Genomic DNA, 20,398 nt, shown 5'->3' with positions numbered 1-20,398 from the left:
CCCTAAATTCCGATTCACCGGCCAGTGCCCAATGCACTCGCCGGTTTCTGTTAGTGAGCGGCAAAAATGGCTCTGACCACGCGCGTTCACTGGCAAACGAAGAAATCCTTCCGGGAGGCCAGGATGCAAAATGACGGGAAAGTGGGGCCTGGGAGCAGGACCACTAAGGAGTTGGCGATGCACTCGCCGCTTACCCGCCTGCCTGTGATCCTGCTGCAGGTGCATGACAAGGCTGCGCAGCAGTTGCGCAACGAACTGCAGGTGCTGTTCGAAAATGCCGACCAGACCCTGTTTGAAATGGCCGACAAGGCGCAGAGCGATACCGATCAGAGCCTGTTCTTTGAGGCCATGCGCGATGTGCGGCTCAAACGAAAAAGCATTGAACGCGGTTTTCTTGAGCGTCTGTTCGATGCCTTTATCCGTCTGACCCTGCCTGATGTCAGTGAGCCAGCCCTGCAGGTCGTTCCCGCAGGGCATGCGGTGTTCTCGCTGATGGCCGATAACATTGAGCGCGCTCAAGTAACCAATGCAATGGTGACGAAGGTCCTGAGCCGCAACCAGCTGGCTTTGTGCCAGTTGAGCACACGCCTCAACACCCTGAGCTGCATGCCACTGGATGAACAGAACAACCCGCTGGGGCCGGCGATGCTGTGCGAATATTTTTTGCAGGCCGAACGTGACCAGGGCATGGACATCAAGGTCAAGCTGATCATGCTGCGCCTGTTCGACAAGTACCTGCTCAGTCAGACCGGGCAGCTGTACGCCGACGCCAACCAGCTGTTGATTGCCACCGGAGTGCTGCCAGATCTGTCGGACAGGGAGTCGTGCTGCGCCGCCAAAGCCGATATCCATGCCCAGGAGTTGCCAGGGGCGGGTGAGGATGCGAGTAACCTGATCGGGCTTTTGTTCGACTACATCAGCGATGATCGCAACCTTTCGCAGCCTTTGAAAAAACTGCTGGGCTTGTTGCGTGAACCCATGCTCCAGATCGCCCGGCGTGATCAGAACTTCTTCAGCTGTGACAGCCATCCGGCCCGGCGTCTGCTCAATGTCATGGCCGATGCAGCCATTGGCTGGGACGCCGGTGCCAATAGTTGCAACGATCCGCTGTACCGCAAGGTCGAGCACGTGGTGCTGCAATTGGCCCGGTACGCGGGCAATAATCCGGCGCTGCTTGAGTCGTTGCTGCATGATTTTTCGATGTTTACCCGCGGCGAGCGCAGCCGCACCGAGCTGCTTGAGCAGCGCACCCGTGATGCCGAACAGGTGCGCTGCCGCCCTGCGGTGCAGCGCAACCCGGTGCGCTCATGGCCTTCACCGGTTCTCGATGAGCAAGCTCAGTTGGGGTTGTTGTTGGTCAGTCAGTTGCGGGTTGGGGCCTGGATCGAACTGCAAGAAGATGAGACCACCCGCCTGCGTTGCAAGCTGATTACGATTCTTGAGCCGGACGGTACGCATATCTTTGTAAACCGTATCGGGGCCAAGGTGCTGGAAAAAAGCCGCAACGATTTAATCGTGCACCTGCGCAATGGCAGTATCCTGCTGGTCGATGACCGCCTGTTGATTGATCGGGCTCTGGAGTCGGTGATAGACAGTTTGCGTCAGGCTGGCGGCGAGTAATCGCGTATAGCGCAGATTGCTCCCCATCGATGCGCGCATCGCGGCATACTGGGCCTTTGGTTTTGCCTGTTAAAGGAGCCTGTATGCAGATGGACCCCGCGAGCGGCTGGTTTCAAGGCGTGCGCCATTGCCCGTCACCCAACTTCAATGCGCGCCCGGGTGATGAAATCTCCCTGCTGATCATTCATAACATCAGCTTGCCGCCGGGGCAGTTCGCCACCGGTAAGGTCCAGGAATTCTTCCAGAATCGACTGGACGTCACAGAACATCCTTACTTTGAAGGTATAAGTGCCCTGCGCGTGAGCGCACATTTTCTGATCGAGCGTGACGGCACTGTTACCCAGTTTGTCTCCTGTTTTGATCGCGCATGGCATGCTGGCGTTTCGAGCTTCGAAGGACGTGAGACCTGCAATGATTTTTCTCTGGGCATTGAACTTGAGGGCACCGATGAGCTGCCTTTTACGGATGCCCAGTATCAGGCTCTGACAACCTTGACCCGACAGTTGCAGATGCAGTTTCCTGCCATTACCCGGCACAGGATTTGCGGCCATAGCGACGTGGCGCCGGGACGCAAGACGGACCCGGGACCGGCTTTTGACTGGACGCGTTTTCGCAGCGCGTTGCAGCACACAGGAGATAAACAATGAGTTTTGTGGTGTTACTGCTGGCGATTGTGGTCGAGAAATTCTCGGGGCTGCGTCAGCGTCTGCAGCGTGATGGCGGCTGGTTGCGCGAGTTGCACAAACTTGAAACCAGCCCAAGGCTTGGCAACAAGCCATGGTGGGTGTTGTTTATCCTGATTGCCTTGCCTGCGGCGGTGCTGGGCTTGCTGCTGGTGGTACTGCATCCGGTGGCTTATGGCCTGTTGGCACTGCCGATACATTTACTGGTGGTGATCTACAGCCTTGGGCGTGGAGACTTGCTGGGGGGGCTCGGGCCGTTTCGTGATGCCTGGCGTCGTGGTGATTTGCAGGCCGCCGCCCATGTTGCCGAGCGTGACCTGAGCATAAATGCGGACAGCGGTGAGCAATTGCTGGAGAGGGTGCAGGGGCATTTGTTATGGCAGGCCTACCAGAGCTTCTTTGCGGTTATTTTCTGGTACTTCCTGCTGGGGCCGGTGGTGATCCTGAGCTATCGCCTGCTGGCCCTGGCGCAGGAGCACAGCCAAAACCCGGCGCTGGTGGAGCGTGCCGGGCAATTGCGCCATGCTTTTGACTGGTTGCCGGTGCGGTTGCTGGCCGCGAGTTTTGCCCTGGTGGGTAATTTTGCAGCGGTTAGCCGGGTGATGTTGCATGAGTTGCTGAGCTGGGACATCAGTGCTGCGCAGCTGATCAACAAAGCCGGCTGCGCAGCTGCTGAAATCCCTGCGCCACAGGCCGGGCCTGAGGGCGTGAGCAGCCTCGACACCCTGTGGGCCTTGCTGCTGCGGGCGGCGGTGTTGTGGTATGCGTGCTTCGCGGTGTGGGCGTTGTTGCTCTGAGATTACACAAGATCTGTAGCAGCCTCGCTCCTTCGGCAGCTGCTACAGGGGTATAAGTCAGCGCTTCCAGCCAAAGACTTCGCAGGCATTGGCTGTTGTCACCTTTGCCAATTGCTCGGGGCTGATGCCCATTATCTCGGCCAGCGCCCGGCAAATATCCGGCAGGTACTGCGGGCTGTTGCGCTGGTTGGGGTACATGGCCGGGGCCATGCCGGGGGCATCGGTTTCCAGCACGATGGCGTCCAGCGGCAGATCAGGTAGCACTTTGCGCAAGCGCAAGGCTTGTGGCCAGGTGGCAGCCCCCCCCAGGCCCAGCTTGAATCCCAGTTTTATATATTCACGGGCTTCTTCGCGACTGCCTGAAAAGGCATGAACAATCCCGCCACGCTGAAGCTTGAAACGCTTGAGGGTGGCGATTACCTGCGCATGGCTGCGCCGAACATGAAGCAGGGCGGGCAGATTAAAGTCGTCGGCCAATTGCAATTGGGCTTCAAACAACTGTTGCTGGATCTGGCGGTCCAGCTCGGGCAGAAAGTAGTCCAGGCCGATCTCGCCCACAGCACACACCTGAGGATGCCCTGCCAGGCGGCTCAGCCATTGCCCCAGTTCAATCATATGCTCGGGGCGATGCTCATTGATGTACACCGGGTGCAGGCCAAACGCGGCATACAGTTGGCTGTCGGTTTGGATCAAGTCCCATACGCTCTGCCAATTACTCTGATAAACCCCCAGAACCACCATGCTTTCAACCCCCAGTGCCCGACTGCCCGCCAGTACCTGTGGGCGGTCGGCGTCGAACTCAGGGAAGTCGAGGTGAGTGTGGGTGTCGATCAGTTGCATACTCAGGCCTGGTGGATGCGCTGTTTGAAGTTACGGGCAATGGCATGGATGCCGGGTACGTAGTTTTGCTCTTCAATCGCCGCCAGGGCCAGGTTCAGGGCTGTTTCGGCAATCAGCTTGTGTTGTTGGCCCATAGCATTGACTGGCAGCGGCAGGAAGTCCAGCAACTGGGTGTCACCAAACGTGGCAAGGCGCAATGGCGGGCGCTGGGTCGGGTGCTCCAGCAACGCGTCGAACATCCCTTGCAAGAGCACATATGAAGTGGTGATCAGCGCTTCGGGGAAGTGGCCCTGGCGTGCCAGCAAATCATCAATGATCCGCCGTCCACATTCACGGCTGAACGCACTGCCGTGTTCGATCAGGACCTCGCCCTTGAACCCTTCGACCGCTTGCTTGAAACCCGCTTCACGGGCCTGGCTGACGCTCAGTTCGGGGCGCGCACCGATCAACACAATCTGGCGCGGCAAAGGCTGCAACAGACTGCGGGTCAATTGCAGGCTGGCTTCGCAATCATCACTGATTACCGAGCAGAAGCGCTCCGGCTCCAGGGTCCGGTCGATGGCGATGATGGGCATGCCCAGGTCCTGCAACTGGCGGTAGCTGTCATCTTCTGCGGGCAAGCAGCTGGCTACGAACAGGGCATCGCAGCGACGGGCACGAAACAGCTTGAGCAATTGGCGCTCACTGTCCGGTGCATCGTCGGAGCTGGCGATCAGCAACTGATAGCCGCGGGCACGGGCGCCTTGTTCGAGCTGCTTGGCCAGGCGCGCATAACTCGGGTTTTCGAGGTCCGGCAGGATGAACCCCAAGGTGCGCGTGTGTCGGCTGCGCAGCCCGGCTGCCTGCGGGTTGGGAGTAAAGCCGTGCTCCTCGACCACCGCACGTACGCGCTCGACCGTGCTGCTGCTGATGCGCTGCTGTTCGGCTTTTCCATTGATGACATAGCTGGCAGTCGTTACGGAAACACCTGCCAATTGAGCGATATCACTGAGTTTCACGCCGAAAATTCCTTATTTTTTGTAGTACATGTCGACATTGTGAACAATCCTAACCGATAAAGGCAGCCGACCATCGTCTGTCATGGGTGCGCTGTATTTATTTGCGACATCTACCCGCTGCCGCCAGGCAATACGACAAGTTGGACTTCAAGCGCGGGCAATTATGCAGTAACGTGCCGGGTATTCTTGATTAAACGTTTCAGCCTGCGCATTTAAAGGCCTCGAACCCGGCAGTGATGTGCTTGCCACGCATCAACTGACGCAGCACGGGAAGAGCGACCTAAGCTGACTTAATTCAAAACAATACCGGTTGCCATTGAGTACCGGAAAGGAGAACGCATGCTCGAGCTCACCATAGAGCAGATATCCATGGGCCAGACGGCTGTGGACAAGTCTGCGGCGCTGCAATTGCTTGCCGATAAACTGGTCGCCGATGGCTTGGTAGCCGAAGGCTATCTGAGTGGCTTGCAAGCGCGTGAGGCTCAGGGTTCGACCTTTCTGGGTCAGGGCATTGCCATCCCCCACGGCACGCCCGAAACACGTGAGCTGGTGTTCACCACGGGCGTGCGCCTGTTGCAGTTCCCCGAGGGGGTGGACTGGGGTGATGGCCAGATGGTGTACCTGGCCATCGGTATTGCCGCAAAGTCCGACGAACATTTACGTTTGCTGCAACTGCTGACCCGTGCCCTGGGCGAAACCGATCTGGGTGAGGCCCTGCGTCGCGCCAGCTCCGCCGAAGCCTTGCTTAAACTGCTGCAGGGCGCACCACAGGAACTGGCGCTGGATGCACAGATGATCGGCCTGGGTGTGTCTGCCGATGACTTTGAGGAACTGGTATGGCGTGGTGCCCGTCTGCTGCGCCAGGCTGATTGCGTGAGCAATGGCTTTGCTGCCGTACTGCAGCAAGTCGATGCGCTGCCGCTGGGCGATGGCCTGTGGTGGCTGCATAGCGAGCAAACCGTCAAACGTCCGGGGCTGGCGTTTGTGACACCGGACAAACCGATGCGCTATCTGGGCCAGCCGCTGAGCGGTCTGTTTTGCCTGGCCAGTCTTGGCGAAGCGCATCAGGCCTTGCTGGAACGTTTGTGCGCGCTGCTGATCGCCGGCCGCGGTCACGAACTGGGCAGTGCCACCAGCCGCCGCGCCGTGCTGGAAGTGCTGGGTGGCGAACTGCCGGCTGACTGGCCAAGTGCCCGTATTCCCTTGGCCAACGCCCACGGCCTGCACGCGCGGCCGGCCAAAGTGCTGGCGCAACTGGCGAAAAGTTTTGAAGGCGAAATCCGCGTCCGGATCGTCGATGGCCAGGATTCGGCGGTGTCGGCCAAGAGCTTGAGCAAGCTGCTGAGCCTGGGTGCCCGTCGCGGTCAGGTGCTGGAATTTGTCGCTGAGCCGAATATCGCCAACGATGCGCTGCCTGCACTACTGGCTGCGGTCGAGGCGGGTTTGGGTGAGGAAGTCGAGCCGTTGCCAGCATTGGCTGAAGCTGTGCCCGGTGTCGCCGAAATTGCCACGGTGCTTACCGCCCCGGAGGCTGGTAGCCTGGTGCAGGCGATTGCCGCATCGCCCGGCATTGCCATCGGCCCGGCCCATATACAGGTGCTGCAAACGTTCGATTACCCGCTGCGTGGCGAGTCTTCCGTGGTCGAGCGCGAGCGTCTGCAAAAAGCCCTGAGCGAAGTGCGCAAGGACATTGAAGGCCTGATTACGCGCAGCCAGTCCAAGGCCATTCGCGAGATTTTCATCACCCACCAGGAAATGCTCGACGACCCTGAACTGACCGATGAAGTGGATTCGCGCCTCAAGCAGGGCGAAAGCGCCGAAGCGGCGTGGATGTCGGTGATCGAGGCCGCTGCGCGTCAGCAGGAGTCCTTGCAGGATGCGCTGCTGGCCGAGCGGGCAGCGGACCTGCGGGATATCGGCCGTCGCGTGCTGGCCCAGCTGTGTGGCGTCGAAACCCCGGCCGAGCCTGACCAGCCTTATGTGCTGGTAATGGATGAGGTCGGCCCTTCAGATGTGGCTCGCCTTGATCCGGCGCGGGTGGCAGGCATTTTAACCGCCCGCGGCGGTGCGACCGCGCACAGCGCCATTGTCGCCCGCGCGCTCGGTATTCCGGCCCTGGTTGGCGCGGGCGAAGCGGTGCTGCTGCTGGCGCCGGGCACTGAATTGTTGATTGATGGCCAGCGCGGTCGCCTGCACGTCTCCCCGGATGCCGACGCCTTGCAGCGTGCCACCCAGGAGCGCGACAGCCGTGAGCAGCGTTTGCTGGCAGCCTCTGCCCAGCGCCACGAACTGGCCGTGACCCAGGATGGTCATGCGGTTGAAGTGTTTGCCAATATCGGTGAGAGCAAGGGCGTCGCCACGGCAGTGGAGCAGGGCGCCGAAGGCATTGGCCTGCTGCGCACCGAACTGATTTTCATGGCTCATTCGCAAGTACCGGACGAGGCGACTCAGGAAGCCGAATACCGTCGTGTACTCGACGGCCTGGCTGGCCGGCCGCTGGTGGTACGCACGCTGGACGTGGGCGGCGATAAACCGCTGCCGTACTGGCCGATCGAGAAAGAAGAAAACCCGTTTTTGGGTGTACGTGGCATTCGTCTTACGCTGCAACGGCCGCAGATCATGGAAAGTCAGTTGCGCGCCTTGCTACGTTCAGCCGACAACCGCCCGCTGCGTATCATGTTCCCGATGGTGGGCAGCGTGGCCGAGTGGCGTGCCGCCCGTGACATGACCGAGCGTTTGCGCCTGGAAATTCCAGTGGCTGACCTGCAATTGGGGATCATGATCGAAGTGCCGTCGGCTGCCTTGCTGGCGCCCGTGCTGGCCAGGGAAGTGGACTTTTTCAGCGTCGGCACCAACGACCTGACCCAATACACCCTGGCCATCGACCGTGGCCACCCGACCCTGTCGGCCCAGGCTGACGGCTTGCACCCCGCGGTATTGCAACTGATCGATATCACCGTGCGTGCGGCCCATGCCCACGGCAAATGGGTGGGCGTGTGCGGCGAACTGGCGGCTGATCCGCTGGCCGTGCCTGTGCTGGTGGGCCTGGGCGTGGATGAGCTGAGCGTTTCGGCGCGCAGCATCCCCGAGGTCAAGGCGCGGGTACGCGAGTTGAGCATGGATCGTCTGAAAACCCTGGCCGCCGAAGCGTTGAGCGTGGGCAGCCCGGATGAAGTTCGTGCGTTGGTGGAGGCGCTCTGATGGCCCGTATTCTGACTGTCACCCTCAACCCGGCACTGGACTTGACCGTGCGTCTTGGGCAACTGGTACCGGGGGAGGTTAACCGTAGCCCGCTGATGCTGACCCATGCTGCCGGCAAGGGCCTGAACGTGGCGCAAGTACTGGCCGATCTGGGCCACACGCTGACGGTAAGTGGCTTTTTGGGTGAGGACAATGCACAAGCATTCGATGCCCTGTTCAAGCGTCGCGGTTTTGTCGATGCCTTTATCCGTGTGCCGGGCGAAACCCGCAGCAATATCAAGCTGGCTGAAGACGATGGCCGCGTCACCGACCTCAACGGGCCGGGGCCGCAGGTTGACGCACAGGCGCAGCAAACCTTGCTCGATACCCTTGAGCGCATTGCTCCCGGGCATGACGCGGTCGTGGTGGCTGGCAGTTTGCCCCGAGGCGTCAGCCCGCAATGGCTGCACGATCTGCTGCTGGGCTTGAAGGCTCAGGGCCTGAAAGTGATCCTGGACACCAGCGGCGAGGCCTTGAAGCAGGGCCTGGCAGCGGGGCCGTGGCTGATCAAGCCCAACACCGAAGAACTCAGCGATGCTTTGGGCCGCGATATCAGCGACCTTGCAACCCAGGTTGCAGCCGCAACCGCTTTGCAGGCACAGGGCGTTGAGCACGTGGTGATTTCCCACGGTGCAGAAGGCGTGAACTGGTTCAGCCGTGGGCCGGCCTTGCAAGCGTTGCCGCCCAAGGTCAGCGTCGCCAGCACGGTGGGTGCGGGCGACTCGCTGCTGGCGGGCATGGTCCACGGTTTGCTCAGCGGCCATAGCCCCGAGCAGACCCTGCGCACCGCCACTGCCATTGCGGCAATGGCGGTGACTCAGATCGGTTTTGGTATCAGCGATGCAGCGCACCTGGCGACGCTCGAAAGCGGCGTTCGCGTTCGCCCCCTGACAGAAGAATAAAAGGAATCCACATGAAATTAGCCATTGTGACGGGCTGCCCCAACGGCATGGTGACCAGCGTGCTGTGCGCCCGTTTGCTTGATGCGGCGGCTCAGCGTCAGGGCTGGAGCACCAGCGTTGAAGTCCACGACCCCAAGCACCCTGAACGTCAGTTATCGGCGGCGACCATCGATGAAGCCGAGTGGGTGTTGCTGGTCAGCAGTACGCCGCTGGATATGCAGCGTTTTATCGGCAAGCGTGTGTTCCAGAGCACGCCGGCCCAGGCCCTGCAAGATGTAGAGGCGGTGTTGCAGCGTGGCGTGGAGGAGGCCGAGGTCTACGTTGCACCTGCGCCAACAGCTGCAGTTGAAAACGCGCAGAAAGCTCCAAAAATCGTCGCCATCACCGCCTGCCCGACAGGCGTGGCCCATACCTTTATGGCAGCCGAAGCCTTGCAGCAAGCGGCCAAGCGTTTGGGCTACGACTTGCAAGTCGAGACCCAGGGTTCGGTAGGCGCGCGCAACCCGTTGAGCGCCGAAGCCATTCGCGACGCCGATGTGGTGTTGCTGGCGGCGGATATCGAAGTGCCGACCGAGCGTTTTGCCGGCAAGAAAATCTACCGTTGCGGCACAGGCATCGCCCTCAAGCAAGCCGAAGCCACCCTGAACAAGGCGTTGAGCGAAGGCAAGCAGGAGAGTGCCGCCGCTGCGGGCGGGGCGCCTGCCAAGCAGGAGAAGGCCGGGGTCTACAAGCACCTGCTGACGGGCGTGTCCTTTATGCTGCCGATGGTGGTGGCAGGGGGGCTGCTGATCGCGCTGTCTTTCGTATTTGGCATTGAAGCTTATAAAGAGCCCGGCACGCTGGCGGCGGCGCTGATGCAGATTGGTGGCGATGCCGCATTCAAATTGATGGTGCCGCTGCTGGCGGGATACATTGCCTATTCGATTGCCGACCGTCCGGGCCTGGCGCCGGGGATGATCGGCGGCTTGCTGGCGAGCACCCTGGGTGCGGGCTTTATCGGTGGGATTATTGCCGGTTTCATCGCCGGTTACTGTGCCAAGGCGATCAACCGTTATGCGCGCTTGCCGCAGAGCCTTGAGGCGCTGAAACCGATTTTGATCATCCCGTTGTTCGCCAGCCTGTTTACCGGTCTGGTGATGATTTACGTGGTGGGCAAGCCGGTTGCCGGAATGCTTGAAGGCCTGACCCACTTCCTCGACAGCATGGGCACCACCAACGCCATCCTGCTGGGTGTATTGCTGGGCGGGATGATGTGCGTTGACCTGGGTGGGCCGATCAACAAGGCGGCCTATGCGTTTTCGGTGGGGCTGCTGGCTTCGCAAAGTTATGCACCGATGGCGGCAACGATGGCGGCGGGCATGGTGCCGCCGATTGGCTTGGGTATTGCCACGTTCCTGGCGCGCCGCAAGTTCGCCCAGACTGAGCGTGAGGCGGGCAAGGCGGCGCTGGTGCTGGGGCTGTGCTTTATTTCCGAAGGTGCCATTCCATTTGCTGCCAAGGACCCGCTGCGGGTGATTCCGGCGAGCATCGTGGGGGGCGCGTTGACGGGGGCATTGTCGATGTACTTCGGTTGCAAGCTGATGGCACCGCACGGTGGCTTGTTTGTATTGCTGATTCCAAACGCGATCAACCATGCGCTGCTGTACTTGTTGGCGATCGTGGCGGGCAGCTTGGTGACGGCGGTGGTGTACGCGGTGATCAAGCGTCCGGAGCCGGTTGAGATGGCGCTGGAGACGGCCAAAGCATAAATCAATCCCCGCTCCCACAAAATGTCACCGCAAATCCAGTGGGAGCTGGTTCGCCTGCGATGCAGGCACTGGGGTCTGTCAGGCAAACCGTGGCGATGCCATCGCGAGCAAGCCCGCTCCCACAATGTCACCGCAAATCCAGTAGGAGCTGGTTCGCCTGCGATGCAGGCACTGGGGTCTGTCAGGCAAACCGTGGCGATGCCATCGCGAGCAAGCCCGCTCCCACAATGTCACCGCAAATCCAGTGGGAGCTGGTTCGCCTGCGATGCAGGCACTGGGGTCTGTCAGGCAAACCGTGGCGATGCCATCGCGAGCAAGCCCGCTCCCACAATGTCACCGTAAATCCAGTGGGAGCTGGCTTGCCTGCGATGCAGATACTGGGGTCTGTCAGGCAAACCGTGGCGATGCCATCGCGAGCAAGTCCGCTCCCACAAGAGCTGAGCAGCTTGTCCGACTAGTACACATCCCGCCGATAACGCCCTTGCTCGATCAGCTTCTCTACCGCTTCTGCCCCCAGCATGTCGATCAGCGCTTGATCCACACCCGCCGCCATTCCCTGCAAACTGCCACAGATATAAATCGCCGCGCCTTCAGCCAGCCATTGACGTACTTGCTCGGCAGATTCGCGCAAGCGGTCCTGCACATACACTTTCTGCGCCTGATCCCGTGAAAACGCCAGATCCAGCCGCGCCAGATCGCCACTGGCCAACCAGCCCTGCAGCTCATCGCGGCAATAGAAGTCGTGCTCGGCATTACGCTCGCCAAAGAACAGCCAGTTGCGCTGCTGGCCCTGGGCAATCCGAGCCTTGAGCAAGCTGCGCAGCCCTGCCAGGCCGGTACCATTGCCGAGGAGAATCATTGGCACCGGTTCGGCCGGCAAATGAAAACCGCTGTTGCGGCGCACGCGCAGGCTGATCGCCGAGCCGACTGCGGCATGTTCGGTAAGCCAGCCCGAACCGATGCCCAGGCTGCCATCAGCATGCCGCTCCTGACGTACGATCAACTCCAGCAGACCGTCCTGCGGGATCGAGGCAATGGAGTATTCGCGCATGTTCAACGGGATCAGTGCGTCCACCAGTGCCTGGGCGTGCATGCCCACAAGATGGCCGCGATTTTCCGGCAGTTGTCGGCCAGCCAGGGCCTGAGCCAAAGTTTCCTGCAGGCCATCGAGTTGCACCGGAGTGTCAGCCGACAGCCCCAGCCCCTCCAGGAAGTGCTCAACCGCCCAGCTCGATTGCCGCGGCATCACTTCCACCAGATCACCGGCCTGCCACAGGCTGTTGGTGTCAGGCGCGCTGAGCCCCAACAGGTACACCCCCGAGCCACTGCTGCCGGGGTTGAGCAGCTTGCGTTCAGTCAGGGGCCAGTTGTTGTAACCAGGCGCCTGCCAGTTGGCATTCGGCGTGCCTCCGGTCAGTTGGCTAAGCTGCTGTTGCCATTGATGCAGGGCCTCGGCATCGCCGCTGTCCACCTGCACCGGGCTGAACAACGCTTGGGCACCGCGCTCGCTCAGCCAGTGCTGGATCCGCGTGGCAAAACCGCAAAAGTGCGGGTATTGACGATCGCCCAGTGCCAGCACCGAGTACTTGAGGCGGTTCAGTCCCAGAGGCTGGCCGAGGATCTTGCGTTCAAAGCCCCGCGCGCTATCAGGCGCTTCGCCATCGCCAAAGGTGCTCACCACAAACAGCGCGTTGCTGGCCTGTTGTAAATCGTTTTCGCTCAGGGCGGCCAAGGGCTGCACCCGTACCGGCAATCCGGCGGCTTGCAATTGCCCGGCGGTCTGCCAGGCCAGTTGCTCGGCAAAGCCGCTCTGGCTGGCAAAGCCGATCAGCCATGACGATGCATCGCTGCCAGTGTCGGCAAAACCCTGGCGTGCCTGCTTGATCTGACGCTTTTTACGTCGACGGTCCAGATACAGCAACCAGCCGGTAATAAAGAACAGCGGCATGGTCAGGCTGGCTACGGTTACCAGCACGCGCCCGGTAATGCCCCAGTAACTGCCTGTGTGCAGCGCGTAAATGCTGGTCAGCAATTGTGCCTTGTAGGACTTGTCGTCATAACGATCGACTTTTTTGACGGCACCGGTGGCCGGGTCGAGCACAATCTGGTTGAACGCGCGCTCATGGGGTGAGGTGTTCAACAGGTAGAACACCGTGGCAGGCTGGCCGGCCACTGGCGGCATACGCACGTTGTACATGCTCAACTCAGGCCCGGCGGTTTTCTGGATGCTGGCCCAAATGGCATCGTAATCGGCGACCGGAGCTGGCCCGGCTGGCCCGCCCTGACCACGGGGGCCGCGACCGCCGCCCTGGCGCTGCTCGCCGCTCGGGGCATCGGACAGGAGTTTTTGCAGGCCCTGGTTGTACCACTCATAGGACCACGACAAGCCGGTCAGTGCGGCCAGCAGATAAAAGACCATGCACCAGGTGCCCGCCACGGCGTGCAGATCCCAGTTGAAGCTGCGACCTTTTTTCGCCCAGTCCAGGGTCAGCCAGGTGCGCCAGTTAAGCGCCTGGCGCGGCCAGCGCAGGTACAGGCCCGAGAGGCAGAAGAACACCAGCATCAGGGTGCAGGCGCCGGTGATCTGGCGACCGCTCTGGCCCATGGCCAGGAAACGGTGCAATTGCAGCATCAGGTCGAAAAAGCCCTGGCCGTTGGCCTCGCCCTGATAGGTACCGGTATAGGGGTCAACATAACGCAACTGGCCACGACGCTCGCCCGGTGGCGGGGTGAAGAAGATGCGTGCAGCGGTGCCGCTGTCCACGCCCACCCAGAGCATGGCGACTTGCTTGCCCTCGGTGGCCTCGACCCTGCGCACCAGCTCGGCCGGTGGCAGCACGCCGCTGTCGAGTTTCTCGACCTTGAGCACTGAAGGGTTGAGCAAGTTCAGCAGCTCGTCCTGAAACGACACCGTGGCACCGGTTATCCCCATCAGGGCCAGAACCAGCCCGGCGGTTATGCCGAAAAACCAGTGCAGCTGAAACAGTGTTTTCTTAAACACAACGACCGCCTTGCTTGCTCAATTGAATTCATCACGGCGCAGTATGCCGTGTACGTCTTTTTACACACAAAAGCCCCGACCATTGAATGGACGGGGCCTGGTTCAGCTCAACTTCGAGTTAGAAGTGGAAGCTGGTGGTCAACAGGGCGGTACGGCCTGCGGCCTGGCTGGCGAAATGCGCAGCGTAGGCTTTGTCGTAGTAGGTCTTGTCGGTCAGGTTTTGTACGTTCAGTTGCAGGTCGATGTTTTTGGTCAGCTTGTAGCTGGCCATTGCGTCGTAGCGAGTGTAAGCCGGCACGTAAACGGTGTTGGCCGTGTCGCCGTAGACTTCGTCAACATAGAACGCGCCGCCGCCGATGGTCAGCTTTGGCATCACTTCATAGGTTGTCCACAGGCTAAAGCTGTTTTTCGGGGTGTTCGGCATTTCGTTGCCTTTGTCCGAAACCGCTGCGGTATTGATAGTGCCGTTACGGTTGGCTTTCTGGCCTGGATCAACCAGCTCGCTTTTCAGGTAGCTGTAGCCTGCAAACACTTGCCATTTGTCAGTGATTTTACCGCTGGCCGACAGTTCCAGACCGTCAACGCGGGATTCACCGGCGTTTTCGTAGGTGAACGAGTCAGTCAGGACGCGAGTGTTTTTCTTCTCGGTACGGAAGATGGCTGCTGTCAGCGACAGGCGATCGTGGAACACGTCCCACTTGGTGCCCAGTTCGTAGTTGACGGTTTCTTCCGGCTTCAGGTCGCTGGTGATGGTGCTGCCTGGGGCAACCAGGCCGTTGCCTTCAACGCCTTCACCCACCACGCCGCCTGGCGGTGTAGCCGAGGTCGCGTAGGACAGGTAAACGCTGCCGTTATCCAGTGGCTTCCAGACCAGGCCGGTCTGCCAGTTGAAGAAATGGCTGTCGTTTGAGGCCTTGGTACGACCGCTCGCCGCATTGGTATTGGCGGTGGTGCTGAATGCGTCGTAACGCAGGCCGGCGTTCAACAGCCACTTCGGATCAAGCTCGATGGTGTCGAATACGTAGGCAGCTTTGGTCACACCCACGGTGTTGGTGCCGTAGTAGTTACGCGCTTCAGTACCGGTCCACACATCGTTCGGGTTCGGGTTGGACAGCGAGGTGCACTGGCCGCCGCTGTTACCGACTTTATCCGGTGTACAGTTGGGGTTGCTGTTCGGGGTCACGGTGTAACCGCTGGCCCGAGTCTCTTCACGAGTGAATTCAACACCTGTGGAGTAGTTGTTCTTGAAGCCCATGACCTGGAAGTTGCCGAACAGATCGGTCTGGTTGGTAGTGGTTTCAGTGGTCGAAACCCGGGTGTTGGCGCGACGCCATACGGTACCGTACTGGTTGACGTTGTGCTGGCTGTCGTCCGGCTGGGTGAGAATGTAGTCCTGGCCGGTGTTGCCGTGACGGAAGGTGTTTTTCAGGGTCATCGCATCGTTGAAGTCATGCTCGAACGAGATGGTGCTGATGTCCACGCGGGTCTTGCGGAAGTCACGGTCTTTCAAGCCGTAGAAGTTTTTGCTGTCGCCGCCATCGTCCGGTTTGTCGTGGGCGTGAACAGCGGTCTTGGAGCTGTTGCTGTAGCCGTATGGAATGCCCGAGTCCGGCAGGTCGTTGCTTTCCAGGTGGTAATAGCTGACGTTCAGGCGGTTTTCAGTGCCCAGGCCGAAGGTCAGCGATGGCGCTACGCCCCAGCGATCGTAGTTGACCGACTCACGGCCAGCGACATTCTGCTCGTGGCTCATCAGGTTCAGGCGGAACGCTGCGGTGTCCAGGAACTGGCGGTTTACATCCAGGGTGTAGCGGCGGGTCTGGTCGGAGCCGTAGGTGAAGCCGCCGTTGAGGAAGTCACCCGCCTTGGCGGTCTTGCTCACCATGTTCAGGCTGCCGCCAGCCGAGCCACGACCACCAAAGGTGGAGTTCGGGCCTTTGCTGACTTCGATCGATTCGATGTCGAAGATTTCCCGGGTCTGGCCGCCAGCATCGCGCACGCCGTCCAGGTACATATCGGATTGTGCGTCAAAACCACGGATAAATGGACGGTCGCCCTGTGGGTTGCCGCCTTCGCCTGCGCCGAAGGTGATGCCCGGTACGGTGCGCAATGCATCCTGCAGCGAAGTGGCTGCGGTGTCCTGCAGTACTTGCTGTGGGATCACGGTGACAGAGCGCGGGGTATCTACCAGGGGCGCTGTGTATTTTTGGGAGCTGGCTTTTTCGGTTTGATAAGACTGCTCGGTCTGTTCACCGGTAACCGTGGTCGCGCCAAGGGAAATACTGCTGCCCTGTGCCTTGCTGTCAGTGCTCTCGGCAGCCTGAACCATATGGCCTGCCGAGGTCGCGGTAATCGCGACACCGATGGCCGAAGCCAGTAAACGCGGTGAGCTGACGGGTATTTTTATTTGTTGGCGCGACATTTGAAGATCCCTTCCCCCAGAATTTGAGCCGCGAAATATATGGCAAACAATTCTGACTATCAATTGAGAGGCATTACTATTTGCGCTGAATTTACATTCTTTACAAATTGCCTTTACGGTTTTTTCACACTCGTTCGTCTACAGGACTCTTAACAAAGTTTTACACAGACAATAAGAATCAATACCATTGCCATCCCTTTGCTATCAGGTATTGCGTCATGTTGCTGCATATCCCCGGCTTGTTCTCCCGTGAAGAGGTGCAGCGCATCCGTGAGGCGCTGCAGCAGACGCAATGGGCTGACGGTAAAATCACAGCCGGCTTTCAATCGGCCAAGGCCAAGCACAATCTGCAACTGCCCGAAGACCATCCCCTCGCCAAGGAGATCGGCGCGGCGATGGTAGACAGGCTGTGGAAAAATCCGCTGTATATGTCGGCGGCCCTGCCACACAAGGTCTTCCCGCCGTTGGTGAACTGCTACACCGGGGGCGGCAGTTTCGACTTCCATATCGACAATGCCGTGCGCCAGCCCAAGGGCAGCCCTGAACGGGTGCGTACTGATCTGTCGGCGACCCTGTTTTTCAGTGACCCCGAGGAGTACGACGGCGGCGAACTGGTGATTCAGGACACCTATGGTGTGCAGCAGGTCAAACTGCCTGCTGGCGATATGGTCTTGTACCCCGGTACCAGTTTGCACAAGGTCAATGCCGTTACCCGTGGGGCACGTTTTGCGTCGTTCTTCTGGACTCAGAGCCTGGTACGCGAGGACAGTCAGCGCACGTTGCTGTTTGAAATGGACGGCGCGATCCAGCAACTGACCCGTGACGTTCCTGATCATCCTTCGCTGATCCAGCTCACCGGCACTTATCACAACCTGTTGCGTCGCTGGGCCGAGGTGTAATTCATGAGCTTTCAATTACGCCGCGAAGAAGTACTCAATGGTGACCAGCTGAGCGCCATGTTGAGCGAGAACCCGGCCAAAGCGGCCCAGGCCATTTTGATGGCGGCCAAAGAGGGCATCGTCGATGGTCAGGCGTTGCTGGGGCAGATCCTGCTCGACGGCCAGGGCATCGAGCGCGACCCGGTGCTGGCCAAGCGCTGGTTTCAGATTGCGGCCAATGCCGGCCACTTGATGGCCCGCAACATGCTGGGTCGCTGCTGGGAGCATGGTTGGGGCGGGCCCGTCGACTGCACCCTGGCAAGCCTGGAATATCGACAAGCCGCTGAAGCTGGACTGGATTGGGCGCTCTACAACTACGCCAACTTGCTCGCTACCGGTCGCGGCGTAACCCAAGACCAGAACGCGGCGTACCAGCTGTACCGGGTGGCGGCACAGGCGGGCCATGCCAAGTCGATGAACCTGCTGGGGCGTTACCTCGAAGAAGGCGAGCATTGCCCGGCCGACAAAGCCGAGGCCTGTCTCTGGTACGAGCGCTCGGCACGCAGCGGTGATTTTCGTGGCCAGTTCAGCCATGCCTCGGTACTGGCCGAAGACGGCAATATTGATGACGCGTTGCGCTGGTTCGAGCGTGCCCTGAATGGCGGCAATCTGAACTTCTTGCGGGTGACCCTGGGCACCCTGCTAGAGGCTCGGGAACCCCGTATCCGGGCACTGAGCGCTGCCTGGCAAGTGCGTATCGATGCCTTGCAGGGCAACAACGGCTGACCGTGATTACACCGTCAAAGGTAATGCTCGTACGCGGCTTTCAAGCGTGTCCTAACCAATAACTGTTTATTCGGGTAATTATTCATTTTTAATTTTGTCCCGGTCTTACAGGTACTCGGGTAGTTCGGTTATTGATGGATGCTCTTTGAGAAGTGATGCTGTTCGAACAGGATCATTTTTTAAAGGGAATTAATATGCAGGTTGATAATAAGGCGTTCAGCAACAGTGCTGAGGAGGCCAGATCGCTTGAGAAAATGAGCGCTCTGGAAGCGGCTATCTATTTGCCATCGCATTATATTCAAATGCTGGCCGGTGAAAAAGATTCCGCTGTTTCAAAGGAAGAATTGGGTTTTATTATCCGGCGCAGTGATATTCACAGTGTTCGAGCCTATGTGAGTGAGTCACGCAAGTTACCCGTGGATTACAACAAGATTGTGGCTTGGTTTGGTCTGGACACTACAAGTGTTCCGGGGCTAGAACCCGCCAGTATTCAGTCTTTTCATCAACGCGTCGTGCAGCATGCCGGCAGCTGGTCGGCGCTCGAGCGGGAAACAAAGGAACTTGCTCGCCAACTGAACCGGTTCTCGGACAGTTTCATTACCCATGCCAATGGCATCATTGAGTTAATAAACAGGCTGGATTCCGATCGGCTGTTCTCTGGTGGGCTGGACGATCTGACGGCCGCGGAAACCGCGCAGTTGGCTGATGGGCTTAGCTCTACAGAGCTCAAGGCAGTCACCATCATGCGCGAACATGTAAAGTCGATCAAAAGCAGCACCGAGTCCTATATAAAAAGAGCCTACGCAGTGGGGGCATTGGCGGCCGAGTTTGAGCGCGTCCTGTCCGATGAATTGACTCATGAAGTCAATGCCAAACTGGATGCCTATGCCAAAGCGGGCCTTTCCAGGGACCGTGAAACACTGACTGCGCGCATCAAAGAGCTGGACAGCGAAATCGAGCGATTGATAAGGGATTACAGGTCTCAGGTTTTGTACGGGCACTCAGGGATTTTTCTGGGGCCTATCGGCTTGGCTGTCACAGGCGGGATATTCGGGGTAAAGGCCGAAGCAATACGCACACGAAAAAACAAACTGATTGCCGAGCGTGACATTGCCAGGCAAGGCAGCCAGGAGCAAGAGCAACTCGCGATGGTGCTGGATGCCACCCAGCAGCGTTTTACCGACTTGCGCAGTCGCATGCTGGGAGCGGAAGAGGGCGCCAAGCGTCTGGCGCAAGTATGGAGCTATATCAGTAACTACCTGGATGAAGTTGATCATGAATTGGGGTACGTGGATTCTTTTGGTCGCTTATACAAACTTAAAGTTGATTTTGCACAGCTGCTGAATCCGTGGAAGCGTGTTAAGGATTACAGCGTGCAAATATCCAATGCATTTAATGAGATTATTGAAAAGCGTATTTGAAAAGGAAGTCACAATATGAATGCGGGCGTCGATGAAGTGGAGTATGAAAACCCGGATATGCCAGGTGTTTTCAGCGGGCTAAAAAAGTTTAATGCTGTGGCGGTCAGTCATGAATACGATTTTATTCCATCGTTGCAGGAGCGTTTAAGCCTGGCGGCCAGATGCTTGAGTCGTGGTGCGCGCAGTATTGTCGACAAGGTGCGTAGCCTTGAAGTAATGGTGGACAGTGCGGGTTTTGATGAACTGGCGGAACAATGGGCAGCCATTCACACTCATGGCCCATTAACGCCAGAGGCTCGCACCTCTGCAATCCATATTCTGAATGAAACTTTCACTCAGCGAAGCCGGCGCCTGGTGAGTGCTGTTGCGGCGGCCAAAGCGCAAATAGCATTGCGTACTGCCGAAGGCGAGGGACTGAATCTCGAACACTATTCCGATCCGCTGCTGGCGTATGACGTGGCCAGGCTGGATGAACTGGAGCAACAGGCGATTACGCTGCAACTTGAAGAAGATCAATTGCGTGCGGACAAACAGGTTGTCGTCGCGGCTCTGGAGATCCTTCAGTCCAGGACCTGGCTTGATCATGCAAGGGATTTGCTGCCTGGTATTGAACAAATTCAGGTACTTGTGACAACAGCTGCAGTGGGAAAGGTCGAGGCGGATGTGGTGACTGCCGCCATTGAGCGTATAACGCAGTACCTGGGTTTTATTGACAGTGGGTACAGGATGTTTTCGCTGATTGAAGCGCGCAACAAAATCACCGACAAACTGGCTGATTTGAGCATGCGTAAATCCAGGGACAAGTCAGACAGGCGCGTGCTCAAGGAGCGCGCTGAAAAAATAAGGCGTCACGCAGAGCTGGTTGAGGCGCGGGCGTACTGGGTCGACAACATGAAGCGGATTGCCAACGGGTTGACCGTGTTTTCCACTCGGGTCAATACAACCATTGCTGCAAATGAGCACTCGATGGTGCAAGCCTCGGCAGAGCTGGCGGGTTTTCTGCGTTTCTTACGGCACATCAGCCGATAGGGGCTGCCCCCCGCACGCTTGCGCGGGGGGCCAGTT

At 59.1% G+C, this 20,398-nt stretch carries 14 protein-coding genes; 10 read left to right on the top strand and 4 right to left on the bottom strand.

The window, feature by feature from the left end; all coding sequences use genetic code 11:
• The first annotated feature begins 177 nt into the window (after positions 1 to 177).
• The 3 genes from ACP7BE_RS11285 to ampE all read left to right on the top strand — a co-directional run bounded on the left by ACP7BE_RS11285 (position 178) and on the right by ampE (position 3,100).
• The gene (locus tag ACP7BE_RS11285; protein ID WP_370824315.1) at positions 178 to 1,620 is read left to right on the top strand and encodes a DUF1631 family protein; all 1,443 of its coding nucleotides are present in this window, start codon (positions 178 to 180) and stop codon (positions 1,618 to 1,620) included.
• An 83-nt stretch (positions 1,621 to 1,703) separates the two neighbouring features.
• Entirely contained in the window at positions 1,704 to 2,267 is a 564-nt protein-coding gene (gene ampD / locus ACP7BE_RS11280; protein ID WP_095001605.1) for a 1,6-anhydro-N-acetylmuramyl-L-alanine amidase AmpD, read from the top strand.
• The gene (ampE, locus tag ACP7BE_RS11275) at positions 2,264 to 3,100 is read left to right on the top strand and encodes a regulatory signaling modulator protein AmpE (RefSeq protein WP_095001604.1); all 837 of its coding nucleotides are present in this window, start codon (positions 2,264 to 2,266) and stop codon (positions 3,098 to 3,100) included. Before ampD ends, ampE begins: the two co-directional genes overlap by 4 nt.
• A 57-nt stretch (positions 3,101 to 3,157) precedes the next feature.
• Here the strand turns inward: ampE and ACP7BE_RS11270 are convergent, their stop codons facing one another.
• Together ACP7BE_RS11270 and cra are read right to left on the bottom strand one after the other, a co-directional pair.
• Positions 3,158 to 3,940 (bottom strand): TatD family hydrolase, encoded by a 783-nt coding sequence (locus ACP7BE_RS11270; RefSeq protein ID WP_426105866.1) that lies wholly within the window; start codon positions 3,938 to 3,940, stop codon positions 3,158 to 3,160.
• 2 nt (positions 3,941 to 3,942) lie between these two features.
• Positions 3,943 to 4,938, bottom strand: a complete 996-nt coding sequence (cra, locus tag ACP7BE_RS11265; RefSeq protein ID WP_095001602.1) for a catabolite repressor/activator — start codon at positions 4,936 to 4,938, stop codon at positions 3,943 to 3,945.
• A 339-nt stretch (positions 4,939 to 5,277) separates the two neighbouring features.
• Between cra and ptsP the strand changes: the two genes are divergently transcribed.
• The 3 genes from ptsP to ACP7BE_RS11250 are packed head-to-tail and all read left to right on the top strand — an operon-like array spanning position 5,278 to position 10,828.
• Positions 5,278 to 8,139, top strand: a complete 2,862-nt coding sequence (ptsP, locus tag ACP7BE_RS11260; RefSeq protein WP_426105864.1) for a phosphoenolpyruvate--protein phosphotransferase — start codon at positions 5,278 to 5,280, stop codon at positions 8,137 to 8,139.
• Positions 8,139 to 9,080 carry a 1-phosphofructokinase gene (gene pfkB, locus ACP7BE_RS11255; protein ID WP_426105862.1) on the top strand — a complete coding sequence of 314 codons (942 nt, stop codon included), beginning with the start codon at positions 8,139 to 8,141 and terminating at the stop codon, positions 9,078 to 9,080. Before ptsP ends, pfkB begins: the two co-directional genes overlap by 1 nt.
• Before the next feature lie 11 nt (positions 9,081 to 9,091).
• Positions 9,092 to 10,828 carry a PTS fructose-like transporter subunit IIB gene (locus ACP7BE_RS11250; RefSeq protein ID WP_095018269.1) on the top strand — a complete coding sequence of 579 codons (1,737 nt, stop codon included), beginning with the start codon at positions 9,092 to 9,094 and terminating at the stop codon, positions 10,826 to 10,828.
• A gap of 454 nt (positions 10,829 to 11,282) precedes the next feature.
• Here ACP7BE_RS11250 and ACP7BE_RS11245 read toward each other — a convergent pair whose 3' ends face one another.
• Both ACP7BE_RS11245 and ACP7BE_RS11240 read right to left on the bottom strand, forming a co-directional pair.
• The gene (locus ACP7BE_RS11245) at positions 11,283 to 13,829 is read right to left on the bottom strand and encodes a PepSY domain-containing protein (protein ID WP_426105860.1); all 2,547 of its coding nucleotides are present in this window, start codon (positions 13,827 to 13,829) and stop codon (positions 11,283 to 11,285) included.
• A gap of 118 nt (positions 13,830 to 13,947) precedes the next feature.
• Positions 13,948 to 16,248 (bottom strand): TonB-dependent receptor, encoded by a 2,301-nt coding sequence (locus tag ACP7BE_RS11240; RefSeq protein WP_095001597.1) that lies wholly within the window; start codon positions 16,246 to 16,248, stop codon positions 13,948 to 13,950.
• 218 nt (positions 16,249 to 16,466) lie between these two features.
• On the opposite strand from ACP7BE_RS11240, the gene ACP7BE_RS11235 reads away from it, so the two are divergent.
• The 4 genes from ACP7BE_RS11235 (at position 16,467) to ACP7BE_RS11220 (ending at position 20,362) form a co-directional block, all read left to right on the top strand.
• A complete protein-coding gene (locus ACP7BE_RS11235) occupies positions 16,467 to 17,147 on the top strand; it encodes a Fe2+-dependent dioxygenase (RefSeq protein ID WP_095001596.1) in 681 nt (226 codons plus the stop codon).
• Between the two features lie 3 nt (positions 17,148 to 17,150).
• Complete coding sequence (locus ACP7BE_RS11230) at positions 17,151 to 17,912, top strand: tetratricopeptide repeat protein (protein ID WP_426105857.1); 762 nt, start codon at positions 17,151 to 17,153, stop codon at positions 17,910 to 17,912.
• A 155-nt stretch (positions 17,913 to 18,067) separates the two neighbouring features.
• A complete protein-coding gene (locus ACP7BE_RS11225) occupies positions 18,068 to 19,333 on the top strand; it encodes an alpha-xenorhabdolysin family binary toxin subunit A (protein WP_340068245.1) in 1,266 nt (421 codons plus the stop codon).
• 15 nt (positions 19,334 to 19,348) lie between these two features.
• A complete protein-coding gene (locus ACP7BE_RS11220) occupies positions 19,349 to 20,362 on the top strand; it encodes an alpha-xenorhabdolysin family binary toxin subunit B (RefSeq protein WP_426105855.1) in 1,014 nt (337 codons plus the stop codon).
• Positions 20,363 to 20,398 lie beyond the last annotated feature (36 nt).

Origin of the sequence: Pseudomonas sp. TWR1-1-3 (assembly GCF_049896805.1) — a bacterium.
GTDB lineage: Bacteria > Pseudomonadota > Gammaproteobacteria > Pseudomonadales > Pseudomonadaceae > Aquipseudomonas > Aquipseudomonas bubulae.
The sequence above is the reverse complement of the archived record's forward strand: the minus strand, read 5'-3'. Positions and strand labels throughout refer to the sequence as shown.

Coding starts and splice junctions, on each gene's coding strand:
- ACP7BE_RS11230 (WP_426105857.1), top strand. CDS start 17,151: ATGAGCTTTCAATTACGCCGCGAAGAAGTACTCAATGGTGACCAGCTG.
- ACP7BE_RS11250 (WP_095018269.1), top strand. CDS start 9,092: ATGAAATTAGCCATTGTGACGGGCTGCCCCAACGGCATGGTGACCAGC.
- pfkB (WP_426105862.1), top strand. CDS start 8,139: ATGGCCCGTATTCTGACTGTCACCCTCAACCCGGCACTGGACTTGACC.
- ampE (WP_095001604.1), top strand. CDS start 2,264: ATGAGTTTTGTGGTGTTACTGCTGGCGATTGTGGTCGAGAAATTCTCG.
- ACP7BE_RS11220 (WP_426105855.1), top strand. CDS start 19,349: ATGAATGCGGGCGTCGATGAAGTGGAGTATGAAAACCCGGATATGCCA.
- ACP7BE_RS11235 (WP_095001596.1), top strand. CDS start 16,467: ATGTTGCTGCATATCCCCGGCTTGTTCTCCCGTGAAGAGGTGCAGCGC.
- ptsP (WP_426105864.1), top strand. CDS start 5,278: ATGCTCGAGCTCACCATAGAGCAGATATCCATGGGCCAGACGGCTGTG.
- ACP7BE_RS11270 (WP_426105866.1), bottom strand. CDS start 3,940: ATGCAACTGATCGACACCCACACTCACCTCGACTTCCCTGAGTTCGAC.
- ACP7BE_RS11285 (WP_370824315.1), top strand. CDS start 178: ATGCACTCGCCGCTTACCCGCCTGCCTGTGATCCTGCTGCAGGTGCAT.
- ACP7BE_RS11225 (WP_340068245.1), top strand. CDS start 18,068: ATGCTGTTCGAACAGGATCATTTTTTAAAGGGAATTAATATGCAGGTT.
- ACP7BE_RS11240 (WP_095001597.1), bottom strand. CDS start 16,248: ATGTCGCGCCAACAAATAAAAATACCCGTCAGCTCACCGCGTTTACTG.
- ampD (WP_095001605.1), top strand. CDS start 1,704: ATGCAGATGGACCCCGCGAGCGGCTGGTTTCAAGGCGTGCGCCATTGC.